Raw genomic sequence first — 16706 nt, forward strand, 5'->3', positions numbered from 1 at the left:
TTCACACCTTGTTGTCGATGCGGCTCAGCGCCAGCGCGGCGCGCTGCAGCGCCGGCAGCAGCTGCTTCGCCTTCGCGGCGGTCAGCCGCATGATCGGCGCCTGCACGGCCACGCACAGGTTGGACAGGCCGGCGGGCGAGGGCACCAGCACCGCCAGGCACAGCAGGCCGGGCAGGAACTCCTCGTCGTCGAGCGCGTAGCCGTCGGCCTGCACGCGCTTGATCTCCTTCTCGAACTTGGCGAGGTCGGTCAGCGTCTTGGCGGTGTACTTCTCGAGCGGCGCGTGCGCGAGCAGGCGCTGGCGCTGGGCCGCCGTCATCTGCGCGAGCAGCACCTTGCCGCTGGCCGAGCAGTGCGCCGGCACCCGCGAGCCGGGGTGCAGGTAGAAGCGCAGCGGCGCGGCGGTCTCGACCCGGTCGAGGTAGATCACCTCGCTGCCCGACAGCGCGGTGATGTTGCAGCTCTCGCCCACCTCTTCGACCAGGTGCCGCAGCACCACATGGCGCGCGCCGTGGTGGGTGTCGTTCAGCAGCAGGTTCTCGGCCAGGCGGCGCAGCCGCGTGCCGGTGCCGTAGTGGCGGCCGTCGCCCTCGCGCTGCAGCAGGCCGGCGGACTCGAGCTGTTGCAGCATCCGGTGCAGCGTGGGCTTCGGCAGGCCGGTCTCCTCGACCAGCCCCTGCAGCGAGTAGCGCTGGTCCTTCGCGGCGATCACCTCGAGCAGCGCGATCAGGCGCATCGTCGGCGTGTCGCCGCCCAGTTCGGCGGGTTCGGGGCGCAGGGCGTGGACGGCATTCATCGTGGCGGCATGATAGTCACGTTCCGGAAAATAGTACACAGCGTCTCGATTTATAAAATTCGTTGACGCGCCGGAACGCCGCATCTATAGTCCGCTCCAGTTTCAATTTCCGGAACAGAGCGTTCCGGATCGTTCAGACCCCGACCGGAGACAACCATGAGCAAGCAACCCACCCCCGCCGCCCGCACTGCCGTCCAGGGCGTGCAGAAGATGACCCCCTCGGAGGCCTTCGTCGAGACGATGGTCGCCAACGGCGTGACCGACATGTTCGGCATCATGGGCTCCGCGTTCATGGACGCGATGGACATCTTCGCGCCGGCCGGCATCCGCCTGATCCCGGTCGTGCACGAGCAGGGCGCCGGCCACATGGCCGACGGCTACGCCCGCGTCAGCGGCCGCCACGGTGTGGTGATCGGCCAGAACGGCCCCGGCATCAGCAACTGCGTGACCGCGATCGCGGCCGCCTACTGGGCCCACAGCCCGGTCGTGATCATCACGCCCGAGACCGGCACGATGGGCATGGGCCTGGGCGGCTTCCAGGAGGCCAACCAGCTGCCGATGTTCCAGGAGTTCACCAAGTACCAGGGCCACGTCAACAACCCGAAGCGCATGGCCGAGTACACCGCGCGCTGCTTCGACCGCGCGATCAGCGAGATGGGCCCGACCCAGCTGAACATCCCGCGCGACTACTTCTACGGCGAGATCACGGTCGAGATCCCGAAGCCGATGCGCGTGGAGCGTGGCGCCGGCGGCGAGCACAGCCTCGACGCCGCGGCCGAGCTGCTCGCGAACGCCAAGTTCCCGGTCGTGCTGGCCGGCGGTGGCGTGGTGATGGGCGATGCGGTGGCCGAGTGCAAGGCGCTGGCCGAGCGCCTGGGCGCGCCCGTCGTCACCGGCTACCTGCGCAACGACGCGTTCCCGGCCAGCCACCCGCTGTGGGCCGGCCCGCTCGGCTACCAGGGCTCGAAGGCAGCGATGAAGCTGATCGCGCAGGCCGACGTGGTGATCGCGCTCGGCTCGCGCATGGGCCCGTTCGGCACGCTGCCGCAGCACGGCATGGACTACTGGCCGAAGGACGCGAAGATCATCCAGGTCGAGGCCGACCACACCAACCTCGGGCTGGTGAAGAAGATCACCGTCGGCATCCACGGCGACGCCAAGGCCGCCGCCAAGGCGATCACCGCGCGCCTCGAAGGCAAGACGCTCGCCTGCGACGCCACCAAGGCCGCGCGCGCCGAGACCATCAAGTCGGAGAAGGCCGCGTGGGAGAAGGAGCTCGACGAGTGGACCCACGAGCGCGACGCGTTCAGCCTGGACATGATCGAGGAGCAGAGCAAGGAAGCCGCGGAAGGTAAAGGGAATTGGCTGCACCCGCGCCAGGTCCTGCGCGAGCTCGAGAAGGCGATGCCGCCGCGCGCGATGGTCTCGACCGACATCGGCAACATCAACTCGGTGGCCAACAGCTACCTGCGCTTCGAGGAGCCGCGCTCGTTCTTCGCGCCGATGAGCTTCGGCAACTGCGGCTACGCGCTGCCCACCATCATCGGCGCCAAGTGCGCGGCGATGGACCGGCCCGCGATCTCGTACGCCGGCGACGGCGCCTGGGGCATGAGCATGAGCGAGCTGATGACCTGCGTGCGCCACAACATCCCGGTCACCTCGATCGTCTTCCACAACCGCCAGTGGGGCGCCGAGAAGAAGAACCAGGTCGACTTCTACAACCGCCGCTTCGTCGCGGGCGAGCTCGACAACACCAGCTTCGCCGGCATCGCGATCGCGATGGGCGCCGAAGGCGTGGTCGTCGACAAGCTGGAAGACGTGGGCCCGGCGCTCAAGAAGGCGATCGACGCGCAGATGAAGGAGGGCAAGACCACCGTGATCGAGATCATGTGCACCCGCGAGCTGGGCGACCCGTTCCGCCGCGATGCGCTCGCCAAGCCGGTGCGCTTCCTCGAGAAGTACAAGGACTACGTCTGAGCGAGATCACGCACCCCCGCCTGGCCGCACTGGTGGCGCAGGCGCGCGAGCACGCCGCGGCGAACGGCGCGCCGCGCATCGGCATCGTCTACCCCGGCGATGCGCTGGCGCTCCAGGCCGCCGCCGCGATCCTCGACGCCGGCATCGCGACGCCGGTGCTGATCGGCCCGCGGGAGGTGGTCGCGCGTGCGGCCGAGGCGGCGGGCGTCGACCTGCAGCGCTTCGAGCTGATCGAGACGCCCGACGTGCCGGCCGAGGCCGCGCTGCGCGCGACTTCGCTCGCGCGCAGCGGTCAGGTGCAGGCGCTGATGAAGGGCTCGCTGCACACCGACGAGCTGATGTCGGCGATCGTCCACAAGGGCACCGGCCTGCGCGGCCACACGCGCATCAGCCACGCCTTCGTGTTCGACCTGCCGCGCTACCCGAAGCTGCTCGCGCTGGCCGACTGCGTGGTCAACATCGCGCCGCACCTGCCTGCCAAGCGCGACATCCTGACGAACGCGATCGGCCTGCTGCAGGCGCTGGGCATCGCGCATCCGAAGGTCGGCATCGTCGCGGCCGTCGAGACGGTGAACCCGGCGATCCCGGCCACGCTCGACGCGAACGCGTTGGTCGAAGAGGCGCGCAGCGGCGCCTGGCCCGGTGCGATCGTCGACGGGCCCTTCGGCTTCGACAACGCGATCTCGGCCGAGGCCGCGCGCATCAAGAAGATCGACTCGGCCGTGCCGGGCGACGCCGACCTGCTGCTGATGCCCGACCTGAACGCCGGCAACATGCTCTACAAGAGCTTCAACTACATCGGCGGCGGCGATTGCGCCGGGCTGGTGCTCGGCGCGACCGTGCCGGTGGTGCTGACCTCGCGGGCCGATTCGCTGCAGTCGCGGATTGCGTCGGTGGCGCTCGCGGTGTTGGCGGGTGGGCAGCGGCGTTGATTAGTTGACTGGTTGCAAGCGAGGACGCCGCCTGCCTGGGAGGGGATCAGGTTCGGCTTAAGACTGAGTACAGCCACTCGAGTCTGGTCGATTGAACGTCTGCAATCGCCGGCAGCGGGCGCGCCGCGCAAGCGCCCCCGCGATCAGGGCCCTCGGCCCATTCCTGCACCTGGGCGTTGCGGTACCTCGTACAGCCATGTAGTAAGCTTTTGTCGACCAGCCTGAACGATCAGGCAAGAACGTTGGGCCGGGAAGCCGGCGTCGAACTCGACGCGGCAAATAGGAGGACAGTCATGAGCAAGCGCTTCCTGAGGTGGGTCGAAAAATGGATCGAGGAAAACATTCCTCCCGGCGCCAATCCAGACATTGAAACGTACGAAGCAAAGGCAAAGCGTCTGTCGGAGAGAATGTTCAGTGACGCGGCTGCAGAAGGATTCACAGACTCAGAGATCCAGGAGGAGCGGGAGCGCATTGCGCCCCTGGTACTGGACGCGACTTCGGACGCGACCGACTTTGACATTCGTGCCTATGATCTCAAGTCGCAATTGGCGCAAGAGAATGAAGATGGCGACTGAGCGCCGCATGTTGTCCTTGTGAGCACACTGCCGGTTCGGTCAACGGCAAACGTCTTCAAGGTTCGGGAACCGGCGGTTCAGACTGATAGCGGCCGATCGGCTACGACCGTCGAGTGTCGGCTCGCATTCAAAGCTGACCTCGGCAACGCTTTCCGCTGCGATGCGGACTCCCGCAGCCTCGCGGCCAAGACGCCTGTCGGCCATTACCAGAATGCTCCGCACGCCGAAGGCTGTCGACGTTACTCGTCACAATCGAGCGCATGCCTCTCTCCCGAAAATTGGCGCTGGCCATCTTGACCATTGCCTTCCCCCTGGTCGCCACCCCCGCCATAGCCGCCCCTGACCCCGCCGCGTTGCGCACGCTCGTCGACGCGGCAGTCAAACCCGTCATGGCCACCCACCAGGTGCCCGGCCTGGCCGCGGCCGTGACGATCGACGGCCACGCCTACTTCTTCAACTACGGCGTCGCGTCGCGCGAGCCGAATCGGCCGGTCACCGAGACCACGTTGTTCGAGCTCGGCTCGGTGAGCAAGACCTTCACCGCGACGCTCGGGCTGTACGCGCAGGCGCTCGGCCAACTGTCGCTGGCGGATCACCCCAGCCGGTTCATGCCCGAGCTGACCGGGCGCGCGATCGACCGGGCGTCGCTGCTCGAACTCGGCACCTACACCGCGGGCGGGCTGCCGCTGCAGGTGCCTGACGAGGTGGCGAGCGCCGCGCAGGTCGTTCCGTACCTCCAGCGTTTCGTGCCGGACGCGCCGCCGGGCGCGCGCCGCCTGTATTCCAACGTGAGCATCGGCCTGTTCGGCCACCTCACCGCGCTCGCGTTGCAGCGGGAGTTCGCGGATGCGGTCGAGACCGAGCTGTTGCCCCGGCTCGGCCTGGCGCGCACCTTCGTGCGCGTACCGGCCGGCGCGATGGCCGATTACGCCTGGGGCCACGATGGGAAGGGCCAACCGCGGCGGGTGAGCCCGGGCGTGTTCGACGCGGAAGCGTATGGCGTCAAGTCGACCGCGGCGGACATGATCCGCTTCGTGCAGCTCAACATCGACGCGAGCGCGCTCGGCGACACCCCCGTGCGGCGCGCGGTCGAGGGCACGCAGGTGGGCCACTACGCGGTCGGCGGCATGGTGCAGGGGCTGGGCTGGGAGCAGTACCCGTACCCGGTGCCGCTGCCGCGCCTGCTGCAGGGCAATTCCGAGAAGTTGATCTTCGAGTCCAACCCGGCCACGCGGGTGACGTCGGCGCCCGCCGGGCCGCGCCTGTTCAACAAGACGGGCTCGACCGGCGGCTTCGGCGCGTACGTGGCGTTCGTGCCGGCCCGGCGCATCGGCGTCGTGCTGCTCGCGAACCGCAGCTACCCGATCGCGGACCGCGTGCGCATCGGCGCGGCCATCCTCGACGGGCTCGCCGCCGCCGCGAAGTGACGGCGCCTCAGGCTGCCGCGCGGCGCTTCACCCAGGCCTCGACCGCATCGCTGCCGCCGATCAGCTCGCCGTTGACGAACAGCTGCGGTACCGTCTTGGCCTTGGCGATGGCGCCGAGCGCGCGGGTGCGGATGTGGTGCGGCAGCGGCACCTCGGCATAGGTGATGCCGGCCTCGGCCAGGTCTTTCTTGGCCTTGGCGCAGAAGGCGCAGCCCTCGCGCGTCAGCAGCGCGATCTGGTCGGGCTCGCGGGCATTGCCGTTGACGTAGTGCAGCAGCGTGTCGGCGTCCGAGACCTTGAAGGGGTCGCCGGGTTCGTCGGGCTCGACGAACATCTTCTCGACGATGCCGTCGCGCACCAGCATCGAGTAGCGCCACGAGCGCTTGCCGAAGTTCAGGTCGCTCTTGTCGACCAGCATGCCCATCTGCTCGGTGAACGTGCCGTTACCGTCGGGCAGCATGAAGACGTTGTCGCTCTCCTGGCTCTTGGCCCACTCCTCCATCACGAACGGATCGTTCACGGCGATGCAGATCACCTGGTCGACGCCGTTGTCCTTGAACGTCGAGGCGAGCTCGTTGAAGCGCGGCAGGTGCGTGCTCGAGCACGTGGGCGTGAACGCGCCGGGCAGCGAGAACACCGCCACCGTGCGGCCCTTGAACAGCTGGTCGGAGGTGATCTCCTTCCACTCGTTGTTCTGGCGGTAGCGGAACTTGACCTGCGGGACCGGTTGTCCCTCGCGGGTGGCTTCTGGCATGGTGATGAACTCCTCAGTGAAACATCCAAAACGCAATCTTGCGCCGGCCGCCGGGAACGCGATGCGCCTACGGTCTTGGGGCCGGCTTCAGCCGCCGCCCGCGGCGTCCCGCCGCAGCGTCGGCAGGCCCACGCCGGTGGCATCGAAGCCGCCGTCGACCGCCAGCACCTGGCCGTTGACGTAGCTCGCCGCCGGGCTGCACAGGAAGCCGATCGCCGCGGCGATCTCGTCCAGCGTGCCGTAGCGGCCGAGCGGGATCGCGTCGTGGTAGTCGGCGCGGATGGCGGGCGTGTGCACCAGCTTCGCCATCTCGGTCTCGACCGGCCCCGGCGCGATCGCGTTGGCGCGGATGCCGACGGTGCCGAGTTCGGCCGCCTGCTGCTTCGTCAGGTGGATCAGCGCGGCCTTGCTGGTGCCGTAGGCCACCCGCAGGGTGCTCGCGCGCAGGCCCGAGATCGAGGCGATGTTGACGATCGCGCCGCCGCCCGTGCGGCGCATCACCGGCACGCAAGCCTGCGAGCACAGGAACGCGCCGTCGAGGTTGGTCGCCATCACGTGGCGCCATTCGGCGAAGGTCGTCTGGCCCAGCGTCTTGAACACCGCGACGCCGGCGTTGTTGACGAGCGCGTCGATGCGGCCGAAGTGATCGGCGATGCGGTCGATCGCCGCCTGCACCTGCGCCGGATCGGCCACGTCGCAGTGCAGCGCGAGCGCGCGCGCGGCGGGTTCGCCGATGTCGTCTGCAGCACGCAGCAGCGTGTCGCGGTCGATGTCGAGCAGCGCGACGCGGTGGCCCTGCGCGAGGAACCAGCGCACTGAGGCGAGGCCGATGCCGCGCGCCGCGCCGGTGACGACGGCGACCGGGGCCGATGCGGCGGAATGATCAGTCATGGGAATCTCCTGAGTCGTCGTGCGAGCCTAGCTCACGCGTCGAGCCGCCGCGCCGCCGCGACGCAATGGCGGAGGAAGTCGTCCGCGCCGGCACCCAGCCGCTTGTCGCGATGGAGCACGATTGCCAGCCGCCGGATCGACACCGGCAACCGCGTCTTCAGCTCGACCAGCGTGCCCTGCGCCAGCGCCTGCGCGACCGCGTGGCGCGACAGGAAGCCGAGCGCCGTGCCGGCCACGACCAGTCGCTTGATCGTCTCCGGACTGCCCAGCTCGTAGGCGACGTTCGCGTGGCCGAGGTGCTCGACCAGCCAGCGGTCGGCCGCCTCGCGCGTGCCCGAGCCGATCTCGCGCAGCGCCCACTCGGCGTCGCGCAGCAGCCGCGGCGTGACGGTGCGGCCGGCGAGCGGGTGGGCGGGCGACGCGACGATCACCAGCTCGTCCTTCATCCACGGCTTGACGACCAGATCGGGGTGCGTCTGCGAGCCTTCGACGAAGCCGACATCGACATCGAAGGCCGCGACCGACGCGATCACGTCGCTGGTGTTGCCGATCGTCAGGCGCACCGGGCTCTTCGGGTGGCGCGTCTTCCACGCGCCGACCAGCTCCGGCAGGATGCACTCGCCGATCGTCAGGCTCGCGCCGACCCGCAGCGGCGCGAGGTGCTCGCCGCTGAACAGCTGCTGCACGTCGGTCGCCTCGTCGAGCATCGACGCGGCGCGCGGCAGCAGCGCGCGGCCGTTCTCGTTCAGCACCAAGCGGCGGCCGACGCGGTCGAACAGCGGCGCGCCGAGGGCGGATTCGAGATCGGCCAGCGTGGTGCTGGCGGCGGACTGCGAGCGCGCGACGCGCTCGGCGGCGGCGCGGGTCGAGCCTCCGCGCGCGGTCGCGACGAAGACTTCGAGCTGACGCAGGTTCAGGCGCAGGCGCGAGACGGCGGCGGGCGAGGCGGGCATGGTTCGGGCTCCGGGCAGCTGATCTGATTTTCAGATCGTTCTGACCGTGATTGTGCGCTTTCGCCTTTCACCTCGAATCGGTACGATCCGGGATCGCCGCGCCGCCTCTCGCGCGCGGAACCAAGGAGATGCCGGTGTTCAAGTTCCTGTCGCGCGAGCCCCTTCACGACCCGCTCGCCGCCGTGACGCCCACCGCGGCCACCGAGGTCAAGACCACCACCTGCTACATGTGCGCCTGCCGCTGCGGCATCCGCGTGCACCTGCGGGACGGCGAGCTGCGCTACATCGACGGCAACCCGAACCACCCGCTGAACCAGGGCGTGATCTGCGCCAAGGGCTCGGCCGGCATCATGAAGCAGGTCTCGCCGGCGCGGCTCACGCAGCCGCTGCGGCGCAAGCCCGGCAGCGAGCGCGGTGCCGGCGAGTTCGAGCCGATCTCGTGGGAGCTGGCGTTCGAGATGCTGACCGAGCGGCTGCAGAAGATCCGCTCGACCGACCCGAAGAAGTTCGCGCTGTTCACCGGCCGGGACCAGATGCAGGCGCTGACCGGCCTGTTCGCGCGCCAGTTCGGCACGCCGAACTACGCCGCACACGGCGGCTTCTGCTCGGTCAACATGGCCGCCGGCATGATCTACACGATCGGCGGCAGTTTCTGGGAGTTCGGCGGGCCGGACCTGGACCGCGCCAAGCTGTTCGTGATGATCGGCACCGCCGAGGACCACCACAGCAACCCGATGAAGGTGGCGCTCAGCAAGTTCAAGCGCGCCGGCGGCCGTTTCATCTCGATCAACCCGGTGCGCACCGGCTACTCGGCGATCGCCGACGAGTGGATCCCGATCAAGCCCGGCACCGACGGTGCGCTGTTCATGGCGCTGCTGCACGAGCTGATCCGCACCGACCGGATCGACCACGGTTTCCTGAAGCGCTTCACCAACGCGCCGCAGCTCGTCGTGCTGGACGATTGCGCGCGCCAGGGCCTGTTCGCGTTCGACCCGAACCCCGAGAAGGGCCCGCCGGGCGACGGCCGGCATCCGCACAACAAGCTGGTGTGGGACAAGACCAGCGGCACGGTGCTGAACGCGTATCCCGAAGGCATCGCCGCCGGGTGCGATCCGGCGCTCGAAGGCCACTACACGCTGGCCGACGGCACCAAGGTGGCGCCGTCGTTCCAGCTGCTGCGCGACCGGGTCGCGACCTGCACGCCGGAGTGGGCGGCGGCGATCACCGGCATCGATCCGGCGCGCATCCGCAAGCTCGCCGTCGAGATGGGCGACACCGCGCTGAAGCAGGCGTTCGAGATGCCGATCCCGTGGACCGACGCCTGGGGCAAGGTCCACCCGACCACGCAGGCGCGCCCGGTCGCCTTCCACGCGATGCGCGGCCTGGCGGCGCACTCGAACGGCTTCCAGACCGTGCGCGCGCTGGCGGTGCTGATGAGCGTGCTCGGCACGATCGACGCGCCCGGCGGCTTCCGCCACAAGGCGCCGTACCCGCGCCACATCGTGCCGAACTACCGCGCGTTCAACTCGCCCGAGATGATCCAGCCGAACACGCCGCTGAACGCCGCGCCGCTCGGCTTCCCGGCCAATCCGGACGAGCTGGCGATCAACCCCGACGGCTCGCCGATCCGCATCGACCACGCGTTCTCGTGGGAGCACCCGCTCAGCGCCCACGGGCTGATGCACAACGTCATCACCAACGCGGTGAAGGGCGACCCGTACCGCATCGACACGCTGCTGATCTTCATGGCCAACATGGCGTGGAACAGCAGCATGAACACGATGGCCGTGCGCGAGATGCTGAACCGCAAGGACGAGGCTGGCGAGTACATGATCCCGTTCCTGGTCGTCTGCGACGCGTTCCAGAGCGAGACGGTCGCGTTCGCCGACCTGGTGCTGCCCGACACGACCTACCTCGAGCGCCACGACGTTATGAGCATGCTGGATCGGCCTATCTCGGAGTTCGACGGGCCGGTCGATTCGGTGCGGGTGCCGGTGCTGCCGGTCACCGGCCAGTGCAAGCCGTTCCAGGAGGTGCTGATCGAACTGGCGTCGCGCTTGAAGTTCCCGGCGTTCACGACGGCCGAGGGCACGCGCAAGTTCAAGGACTACCCGGATTTCGTCGTCAACTTCCAGCCGGCGCCGGGCATCGGCTTCCTGATGGGCTGGCGCGGCAAGGACGGCACCGAGCATCTGCGCGGCGAGCCGAACCCGAAGCAGTGGGAGATGTATGCGAAGAACGATTGCGTCTTCCAGTACCACATGCCCGAGACGATGCACTACATGCGGAACTGGAACCGCGAGTACCTCGATTTCGCGAAGGACAAGGGCTGGCGCCAGCGCAACGACCCGGTGCAGCTCGCGCTCTACAGCGACACGCTGCAGACCTTCCGCCTCGCCGCGCAGGGCAAGAGCGCCGGCCGCCGCCCGCCCGAGGCGCTGCGCGAGCGCATCGACACCTACTTCGACCCGCTGCCGTTCTGGTACCCGCCGCTCGAGGAGGCCGCGACCGACCTCGAGGCCTACCCGCTGAACGCGATCACGCAGCGGCCGATGGCGATGTACCACTCGTGGGACTCGCAGAACGCCTGGCTGCGCCAGATCCACAGCCACAACTACCTGCAGGTCAACCCGCTGACGGCGCAGGCCGCGGGCATCGCCGATGGCGGCTGGTGCTGGGTCGAGAGCCAGTGGGGCCAGGTGCGCTGCATGATCCGCTACAGCGAGGCGGTCGAGCCCGGCACGGTCTGGACCTGGAACGCGATCGGCAAGGCCGACGGCGCGTGGCAGCTCGCGCCCGGCGCGGACGAAGCGCGCAAGGGCTTCCTGCTGAACCACCTGATCGCCGAAGAATTGCCCTGCGCCGGCACCCCGAGCCAGACGATCAGCAACTCCGACCCGATCACCGGGCAGGCGGGCTGGTACGACGTGCGCGTGCGGATCCGACCGGCCGAACCCGAGGAGCCGCAGGAATCGTTCCCGCAGATCGCCACCGTGCCGGCCGCGCCGGGCGTGCTCGGCAAGGCGGCGAGCGTGTTGACCTACTTCGCCGGAAGGAGCAAATCGTGATCCAGTGGCTCAAGGACATCATGGGTGCGTCGCTCCCTCTCCCGCTCGTGGAGCAGAGCCCCTCACCCGATCCCTCTTCCGCCAGCGGGCGAGGCAACGCCGACAGCGCGCGCTGGGAACCTGGCGACACGCTCGCCAAGCAGCTCGCGCTGGTGATCGACCTGAACGTCTGCGTCGGCTGCCACGCCTGCGTGACCTCGTGCAAGCAATGGAACACCTCGGGCTCGGCCGGCCCGCTGGCCGACGAGAAGCCGTACGGCGCCGACCCGACGGGCACCTTCTTCAACCGGGTGCAGACCTACGAGGCCGGCATCTTCCCCGGCACCGACACGATCCACTTCCCGAAGAGCTGCCTGCACTGCGAGGACCCGCCGTGCGTGCCGGTCTGCCCGACCGGCGCGAGCTACAAGCGCAAGGAAGACGGCATCGTGCTGGTCGACTACGACAAGTGCATCGGCTGCAAGTACTGCGCGTGGGCGTGTCCGTACGGCGCGCGCGAGCTCGACGAAGAGCGGCAGGTGATGACCAAGTGCACGCTGTGCGTCGACCGCGTCTACGACGAGCACCTGCCGAAGGAAGACCGCAAGCCGGCGTGCGTCAAGGCCTGCCCGACCGGTGCGCGCCTGTTCGGCGACGTGAAGGACCCGGACTCCGAGGTCTCGAAGGCGATCCGCGAGCGCGGCGGCTATTCGCTGATGCCCGAGTGGGAGACCCAGCCCGCCAACCAGTACCTGCCGCGGCGCAAGACCGAGAAGGTCGGGGGGTCGACATGAGGCGGGCCGAGTGCCGGGCCGCTCCCAAGCCGGCCCGCACCCCCCCGGGGGGTCGGCCGACGTACCCGTCGGACGGGGGGCTGTCATGAATCCGGCGTTCTCGGTCGTGATCTTCACGACGATCGCGGGCGCAGCGCAGGGGCTTGTCGTGACGCTCGCGCTCGCGCTGCTGGCCGGGCTGGCGATCGCGCCGGGCTTCGTCAGCGCCTCGCTGATGCTGGCGGTCGTGATGCTGCTGATCGGCCTGGCCGCGTCGTTCGCGCACCTGGGCCGCCCCGAGCGCGCCTGGCGCGCGGTGCTGATGTGGCGCACCTCGTGGCTGTCGCGCGAGGTGATCGTGCTGCCGGCCTTCATCGGCGTCGTGGCGCTGTGGTGGCTGGCGTTGCGCGCGGGCATCGACATGGGCAAGAGCGCGCCGCTGCTGCCGCTGGCGGCCATCGTGCTCGCTGCGCTGCTCTGGTACTGCACCGCGATGATCTACGCCTGCCTGCGCTTCATCCAGGAATGGGCGCAGCCGCTGACGCTGGTCAACTTCACGCTGATCGGCCTGTCCTCCGGCCTCGTGCTGGCGAGCGCGCTCGCGGCATTCGCGGGCGAGTCCGCGCTGCTGGCGGTGACCGGCCCGGCCGCGCTCGTCGTCACGCTGGTCGCGTGGGTCACGCGTTCACTCGCGCTGCGCCACAACGCGACGCTGAAGCACAAGTCGACGCTGCAATCGGCCACCGGCATCGATGCGTCGCGGCTGGTGCAGAAGTCGATGGGCATGTCCGCCGGTTCGTTCAACACGCGCGAGTTCTTCCACGGCCGCACGCTCGCTGTGCTGAAGAACGTGCGCCTCGGCTTCATCGTGCTGTGCTTCGCGCTGCCGGCGCTGTTCGCGTTGCTCGCGCTCGTCACCGGTTCGCTGTGGCCGTGGGCGCTGGCGCTGCTGTGCCAGGTGCCCGGGCTGGTGGCCGAGCGCTGGTTCTTCTTCGCGCAGGCGAAGCACCCGCAGAACCTGTATTACCAGGTGGTGTCGTGAGGTCGGTGGCGGTCACCCGGCGCCGCCTCTAGAGTATATTCAAGCCGCTTCGGCGGCCTTCCGCGGCCGAGGCGCCCGAAGAATGCCTGCCTCCCCACTGCTCCGGAACGCCGCCGCCGATGACGTGCTGGCCCGCGCCGACACGCTGGCCGACCAGGCCTACCGCGGCCTTCATCGCGCCCTGATGACGGGCGGGCTGCTGCCCGAGCAGGTGCTCACGGTGCGTGGCATCGCCGACGAGTACGGCGTCAGCCTGACGCCGGTGCGCGAGGCGATCCAGCGCCTCGTGGCAGAGGGCGCGCTGACGATCGAGAACGCCCGGACGATCCGTGTTCCGCGCCTGGATGTCGAGACCTACCGTGAGATCCTGAAGATCCGCCTCGAGCTGGAGCCGATGGCGGCGCGCCAGGCCGCATTGCGCATGGACAACGGCGAGATGGACCGCCTCGACGAAGTCGTCGCGGCACACCGCGCGGCCATCGAGGCGGGCGAGGCCCATCGCACGCTGACGGCGAACACCGATTTCCACATGTCGATATATCGGGCATCGGCGCTGCCGGTGCTGGTCGGCATCATCGAAAGCCTGTACCTGCGCGTCGGCCCCACGCTCAACCTGCTCTTCCCGCAGTACTGCGGCAGCCTCACCGGGCACGAGACGCATCTGCGGGCGGTCGACGCGCTGCGCCGACGCGACGGCGACGCGTTGGCGCAGGCGATTCGCGACGACCTGACCGACGGCTCCCGGTTCCTGATCCGCTTCTTGAAGCCTTAAAAAGGCGCAGAAAGTGGGCTGGCGCTCGCAATTACGGGTTGACGATATATCCTGAGGCCACTACGCTGCGCGGACACGGGGTGATCCACACCCTGCCCATGTCCTCCTGCCCACGAAAGGCGCCTCATGAAGCTCAAGCTCTCCCGTCGCGATTTCAGTCTGACCGCGGCCCAGATGATGGTCGGGTCGATGGCCGGGGGCGCGCTGTTCGGGTCCGGCCCGGCCCTGGCGCAGCAGAAGGCGGTCAATCTGGGCACCTTCGGCAGCATCGACGTGCAGAACTACATTCGCGCGAAGAACGCGATGGCGAAGACCTTCGGCCCGGGCACCAAGGTCGATTTCGTGACGGTGCGCGCCGGCTCGGAAGTGATCTCGGCGATCGCCGGCAACAGCCTCGACATGTGCAACCTCGGCTCCAGCCCGATGGTCGTCGGCTACGCGAACGGCGTGCAGGCATCGCTCGTCTACATCTACAAGAACATCATCGACAGCGAAGCGCTCGTGGTGCAGAACAGCGCCAACATCAAGAAGCTCGCCGATCTCAAGGGCAAGCGCGTCGGCCTGCCGTTCAACACCTCGGTGCACTTCGCGGCACTCGCTGCCTTCAAGACCGCGGGCCTGGGCGTCAACGACGTGCAGCTGATCAACATGCGCGCCGACACGATCGCCTCGGCCTGGACCCGCCGCGAGATCGATGCGAGCTACATCTGGGTGCCGGTCATCCCGAAGCTGGTCGAGGACGGCGGCACGGTGCTGTTCAAGACCGGCGACCTGAACGCCAGCGGCCTGGTGATGTTCGACGCCTTCCTGGTGCGGGACGAATTCAAGAAGAAGAACCCTGAACTGGTGCTCGCATTCCTGAAGGACTTCGAGCAGATCGCGCAGACCTTCAAGCAGAACCCGAAGGAGGTCGTCGACACGATGACCAAGTTCCTCGGCGTCGACGAGGCCGCCGTGATGCGCTCGCTCAACACGTTCTACCCGGTCCCGGCGAAGGAGCAGGTCACCGCGAAGTGGCTGGGCAAGCCGGGCGAGAAGAACTCCGCAGTGGTCAGGACGCTGCAGGTGCAGGCCGAGTTCCTGAAGGAGACCGGCCAGATCAACGCCCTGCCGAAGGACATGAACGGCCTGATCGACAGCAGTTTCGTCGCGCAGCTGGCTTGATGGCGGGCGCACTGGTCAAGGCGCGTTTCGAGCAGGTCACCAAGCGCTTCGGTACCGGGCCCGATTCGGTGCTCGCGCTGGAGCCCATCACGCTCGACATCGCCGAGAACGCGTTCGTCTGCCTGGTGGGCCCGTCGGGCTGCGGCAAGAGCACCCTGTTGAACATCCTCGCCGGCTTCGAGACGCCCACCAGCGGCGAAGCGCTCATGGACGGGCAACCCGTCCGGGGGCCGGACCCCCGGCGCGGCGTCGTGTTCCAGCAGGGCGCGTTGTTCACCTGGATGACGGTGCAGGACAACGTGGCGTTCGGTCCGCTCGCGACCGGCAAGTCCGACGCCGAGGCGGCGCAGATCGCCGCGCGGCACCTGGAGATGGTCGGGCTGGCGAGCTTCGCGAAGCGCTATCCGTACGAGCTCTCGGGCGGCATGCAGCAGCGCGTGGGCATCGCGCGCGCGCTCGCCAACGACCCGGAGATCCTGCTGATGGACGAGCCGTTCGCTGCGCTCGACGCCCAGACCCGCGAGCTGCTGCAGGAGGAGATCAAGCGCATCTGGCAGAGCACGCGCAAGACCGTGCTCTGGATCACCCACAGCATCGAAGAGGCGTTGTTCCTGGCGACCGACATCGTCGTGATGTCGGCGCGCCCCGGGCGCATCAAGGCGCGCCTGTCGCCGCAGTTCGCGCTGAGCAGCGACCCGGGGGTCGTCGCGAGCGCCGAGTTCGTGCGCATGAAGGCCGAGATCTTCGGCCTGCTGCGCGAAGAGGCGCTGGCCGCGCAGCGCCAGGAGGCAACGCGATGAGCGCGCAGCGTGCGGGGCACCGCGGCGGTCGTTCGCGCTGGATCAACCTGGGGTCGTTCCTGTCGCTGCTGCTGCTGTGGGTGCTGGTCACCACGCCGTTCGGCGAGAAGCCGCTGGTGGCGCCGCTGTTCCTGCCGTCGCCGCTCTCGGTGTGGAACACCTTCCTGGGCCTGGCCACGAACGGCTATCAGGGCAAGAGTCTCTGGTACCACCTCGGCATCAGCCTGTTCCGCTTCGGGCTGGCGTTCACGCTCACCGTGGTGGTCGCCGTGCCGCTCGGGCTGTGGATGGGCATGAACGAGACGGTCAAGGCGGTGCTCGATCCGCCGATCGAGATCAGTCGTCCGATGCCCAAGCTCGCGCTGCTGCCGCTGCTGATCATCTGGTTCGGCATCGGCGAGGTCGCGAAGGTGGTGATCATCGCGCTCGCGCTCTTCCCGATCCTGTCGATCAGTGCGATGCAGGCGGTCCGCGGGGTGGGGCGGCGCAAGGTCCAGGCGGCGATGGCGCTGGGCGCGTCGCGCACGATGATCTTCCGGCGCGTGATCTTCCCCGCGAGCCTGCCCGGCATCTTCACCAGCGTGCGCGTGTGCATCGGGCTCGGCGTCACGATGCTGGTCGGCGCGGAAATGATCGCGACCAGCGCGGGCATCGCCTACATGGCGATGTCGGCCTCGGATTTTCTGCTGACCAACGTCGTGATCGTCGGTGCGCTGATCATGGCGACGCTCGGCTATTCGCTCGATCTGTGCGCCCGCGCACTCGAGAACCACATCGTCCATTGGGGCGGGAAGGAAGGTTGA

Annotated in this window: 15 protein-coding genes; 11 read left to right on the top strand and 4 right to left on the bottom strand. The window is 68.6% G+C overall.

The features are described 5' to 3' along the window. Position 1: 1 nt before the first annotated feature. The gene (locus tag ASC76_RS04370) at positions 2-796 is read right to left on the bottom strand and encodes an IclR family transcriptional regulator (protein WP_056463217.1); all 795 of its coding nucleotides are present in this window, start codon (positions 794-796) and stop codon (positions 2-4) included. A gap of 156 nt (positions 797-952) precedes the next feature. Between ASC76_RS04370 and xsc the strand changes: the two genes are divergently transcribed. The 4 genes from xsc (at position 953) to ampC (ending at position 5707) form a co-directional block, all read left to right on the top strand. Continuing rightward, complete coding sequence (gene xsc / locus ASC76_RS04375; RefSeq protein ID WP_056462852.1) at positions 953-2773, top strand: sulfoacetaldehyde acetyltransferase; 1821 nt, start codon at positions 953-955, stop codon at positions 2771-2773. Next, positions 2770-3705 (top strand): bifunctional enoyl-CoA hydratase/phosphate acetyltransferase, encoded by a 936-nt coding sequence (locus ASC76_RS04380; RefSeq protein ID WP_056463220.1) that lies wholly within the window; start codon positions 2770-2772, stop codon positions 3703-3705. Before xsc ends, ASC76_RS04380 begins: the two co-directional genes overlap by 4 nt. 293 nt (positions 3706-3998) lie before the next feature. Then, positions 3999-4280: a DUF768 domain-containing protein gene (locus ASC76_RS04385; protein ID WP_056462855.1), complete on the top strand. Its 282-nt coding sequence runs from the start codon at positions 3999-4001 to the stop codon at positions 4278-4280. Between the two features lie 260 nt (positions 4281-4540). After that, positions 4541-5707, top strand: coding sequence for a class C beta-lactamase (gene ampC / locus ASC76_RS04390; protein WP_082548719.1), 1167 nt, complete (start codon positions 4541-4543; stop codon positions 5705-5707). 7 nt (positions 5708-5714) lie between these two features. Here ampC and ASC76_RS04395 read toward each other — a convergent pair whose 3' ends face one another. The 3 genes from ASC76_RS04395 to ASC76_RS04405 form a co-directional block, all read right to left on the bottom strand. Further along, complete coding sequence (locus tag ASC76_RS04395) at positions 5715-6461, bottom strand: glutathione peroxidase (RefSeq protein WP_056462858.1); 747 nt, start codon at positions 6459-6461, stop codon at positions 5715-5717. 87 nt (positions 6462-6548) lie between these two features. Continuing rightward, entirely contained in the window at positions 6549-7352 is an 804-nt protein-coding gene (locus ASC76_RS04400; protein WP_056462861.1) for an SDR family NAD(P)-dependent oxidoreductase, read from the bottom strand. A 32-nt stretch (positions 7353-7384) separates the two neighbouring features. Beyond that, positions 7385-8305: a LysR family transcriptional regulator gene (locus ASC76_RS04405; protein ID WP_056462864.1), complete on the bottom strand. Its 921-nt coding sequence runs from the start codon at positions 8303-8305 to the stop codon at positions 7385-7387. Between the two features lie 134 nt (positions 8306-8439). Between ASC76_RS04405 and ASC76_RS04410 the strand changes: the two genes are divergently transcribed. The 7 genes from ASC76_RS04410 to ASC76_RS04440 all read left to right on the top strand — a co-directional run bounded on the left by ASC76_RS04410 (position 8440) and on the right by ASC76_RS04440 (position 16706). Next, a complete protein-coding gene (locus ASC76_RS04410; protein ID WP_056463226.1) occupies positions 8440-11373 on the top strand; it encodes a molybdopterin oxidoreductase family protein in 2934 nt (977 codons plus the stop codon). After that, a complete protein-coding gene (locus ASC76_RS04415) occupies positions 11370-12146 on the top strand; it encodes a 4Fe-4S dicluster domain-containing protein (RefSeq protein ID WP_200947095.1) in 777 nt (258 codons plus the stop codon). The genes ASC76_RS04410 and ASC76_RS04415 overlap by 4 nt, the downstream gene beginning before the upstream one ends. An 85-nt stretch (positions 12147-12231) precedes the next feature. Then, a complete protein-coding gene (locus tag ASC76_RS04420) occupies positions 12232-13167 on the top strand; it encodes a DmsC/YnfH family molybdoenzyme membrane anchor subunit (protein WP_056462866.1) in 936 nt (311 codons plus the stop codon). Between the two features lie 82 nt (positions 13168-13249). Beyond that, positions 13250-13939 (top strand): GntR family transcriptional regulator, encoded by a 690-nt coding sequence (locus ASC76_RS04425; protein ID WP_056462870.1) that lies wholly within the window; start codon positions 13250-13252, stop codon positions 13937-13939. Positions 13940-14065: 126 nt separating this feature from the next. Beyond that, positions 14066-15103 (top strand): ABC transporter substrate-binding protein, encoded by a 1038-nt coding sequence (locus tag ASC76_RS04430; RefSeq protein WP_056462873.1) that lies wholly within the window; start codon positions 14066-14068, stop codon positions 15101-15103. Further along, the gene (locus ASC76_RS04435; protein WP_056462876.1) at positions 15103-15903 is read left to right on the top strand and encodes an ABC transporter ATP-binding protein; all 801 of its coding nucleotides are present in this window, start codon (positions 15103-15105) and stop codon (positions 15901-15903) included. Before ASC76_RS04430 ends, ASC76_RS04435 begins: the two co-directional genes overlap by 1 nt. After that, positions 15900-16706, top strand: a complete 807-nt coding sequence (locus tag ASC76_RS04440; RefSeq protein WP_056462879.1) for an ABC transporter permease — start codon at positions 15900-15902, stop codon at positions 16704-16706. The genes ASC76_RS04435 and ASC76_RS04440 overlap by 4 nt, the downstream gene beginning before the upstream one ends.

Source organism: Rhizobacter sp. Root404 (assembly GCF_001425865.1).
Taxonomy (GTDB): Bacteria; Pseudomonadota; Gammaproteobacteria; order Burkholderiales; family Burkholderiaceae_C; genus LMDS01.

What these genes read in the sequence shown, in the direction of transcription:
- ASC76_RS04430 (WP_056462873.1), top strand. Translation starts at nt 14,066, where the DNA reads ATGAAGCTCAAGCTCTCCCGTCGCGATTTCAGTCTGACCGCGGCCCAG.
- ASC76_RS04420 (WP_056462866.1), top strand. Translation starts at nt 12,232, where the DNA reads ATGAATCCGGCGTTCTCGGTCGTGATCTTCACGACGATCGCGGGCGCA.
- ASC76_RS04425 (WP_056462870.1), top strand. Translation starts at nt 13,250, where the DNA reads ATGCCTGCCTCCCCACTGCTCCGGAACGCCGCCGCCGATGACGTGCTG.
- ASC76_RS04385 (WP_056462855.1), top strand. Translation starts at nt 3,999, where the DNA reads ATGAGCAAGCGCTTCCTGAGGTGGGTCGAAAAATGGATCGAGGAAAAC.
- xsc (WP_056462852.1), top strand. Translation starts at nt 953, where the DNA reads ATGAGCAAGCAACCCACCCCCGCCGCCCGCACTGCCGTCCAGGGCGTG.
- ASC76_RS04400 (WP_056462861.1), bottom strand. Translation starts at nt 7,352, where the DNA reads ATGACTGATCATTCCGCCGCATCGGCCCCGGTCGCCGTCGTCACCGGC.
- ampC (WP_082548719.1), top strand. Translation starts at nt 4,541, where the DNA reads ATGCCTCTCTCCCGAAAATTGGCGCTGGCCATCTTGACCATTGCCTTC.
- ASC76_RS04440 (WP_056462879.1), top strand. Translation starts at nt 15,900, where the DNA reads ATGAGCGCGCAGCGTGCGGGGCACCGCGGCGGTCGTTCGCGCTGGATC.
- ASC76_RS04370 (WP_056463217.1), bottom strand. Translation starts at nt 796, where the DNA reads ATGAATGCCGTCCACGCCCTGCGCCCCGAACCCGCCGAACTGGGCGGC.
- ASC76_RS04395 (WP_056462858.1), bottom strand. Translation starts at nt 6,461, where the DNA reads ATGCCAGAAGCCACCCGCGAGGGACAACCGGTCCCGCAGGTCAAGTTC.
- ASC76_RS04435 (WP_056462876.1), top strand. Translation starts at nt 15,103, where the DNA reads ATGGCGGGCGCACTGGTCAAGGCGCGTTTCGAGCAGGTCACCAAGCGC.
- ASC76_RS04405 (WP_056462864.1), bottom strand. Translation starts at nt 8,305, where the DNA reads ATGCCCGCCTCGCCCGCCGCCGTCTCGCGCCTGCGCCTGAACCTGCGT.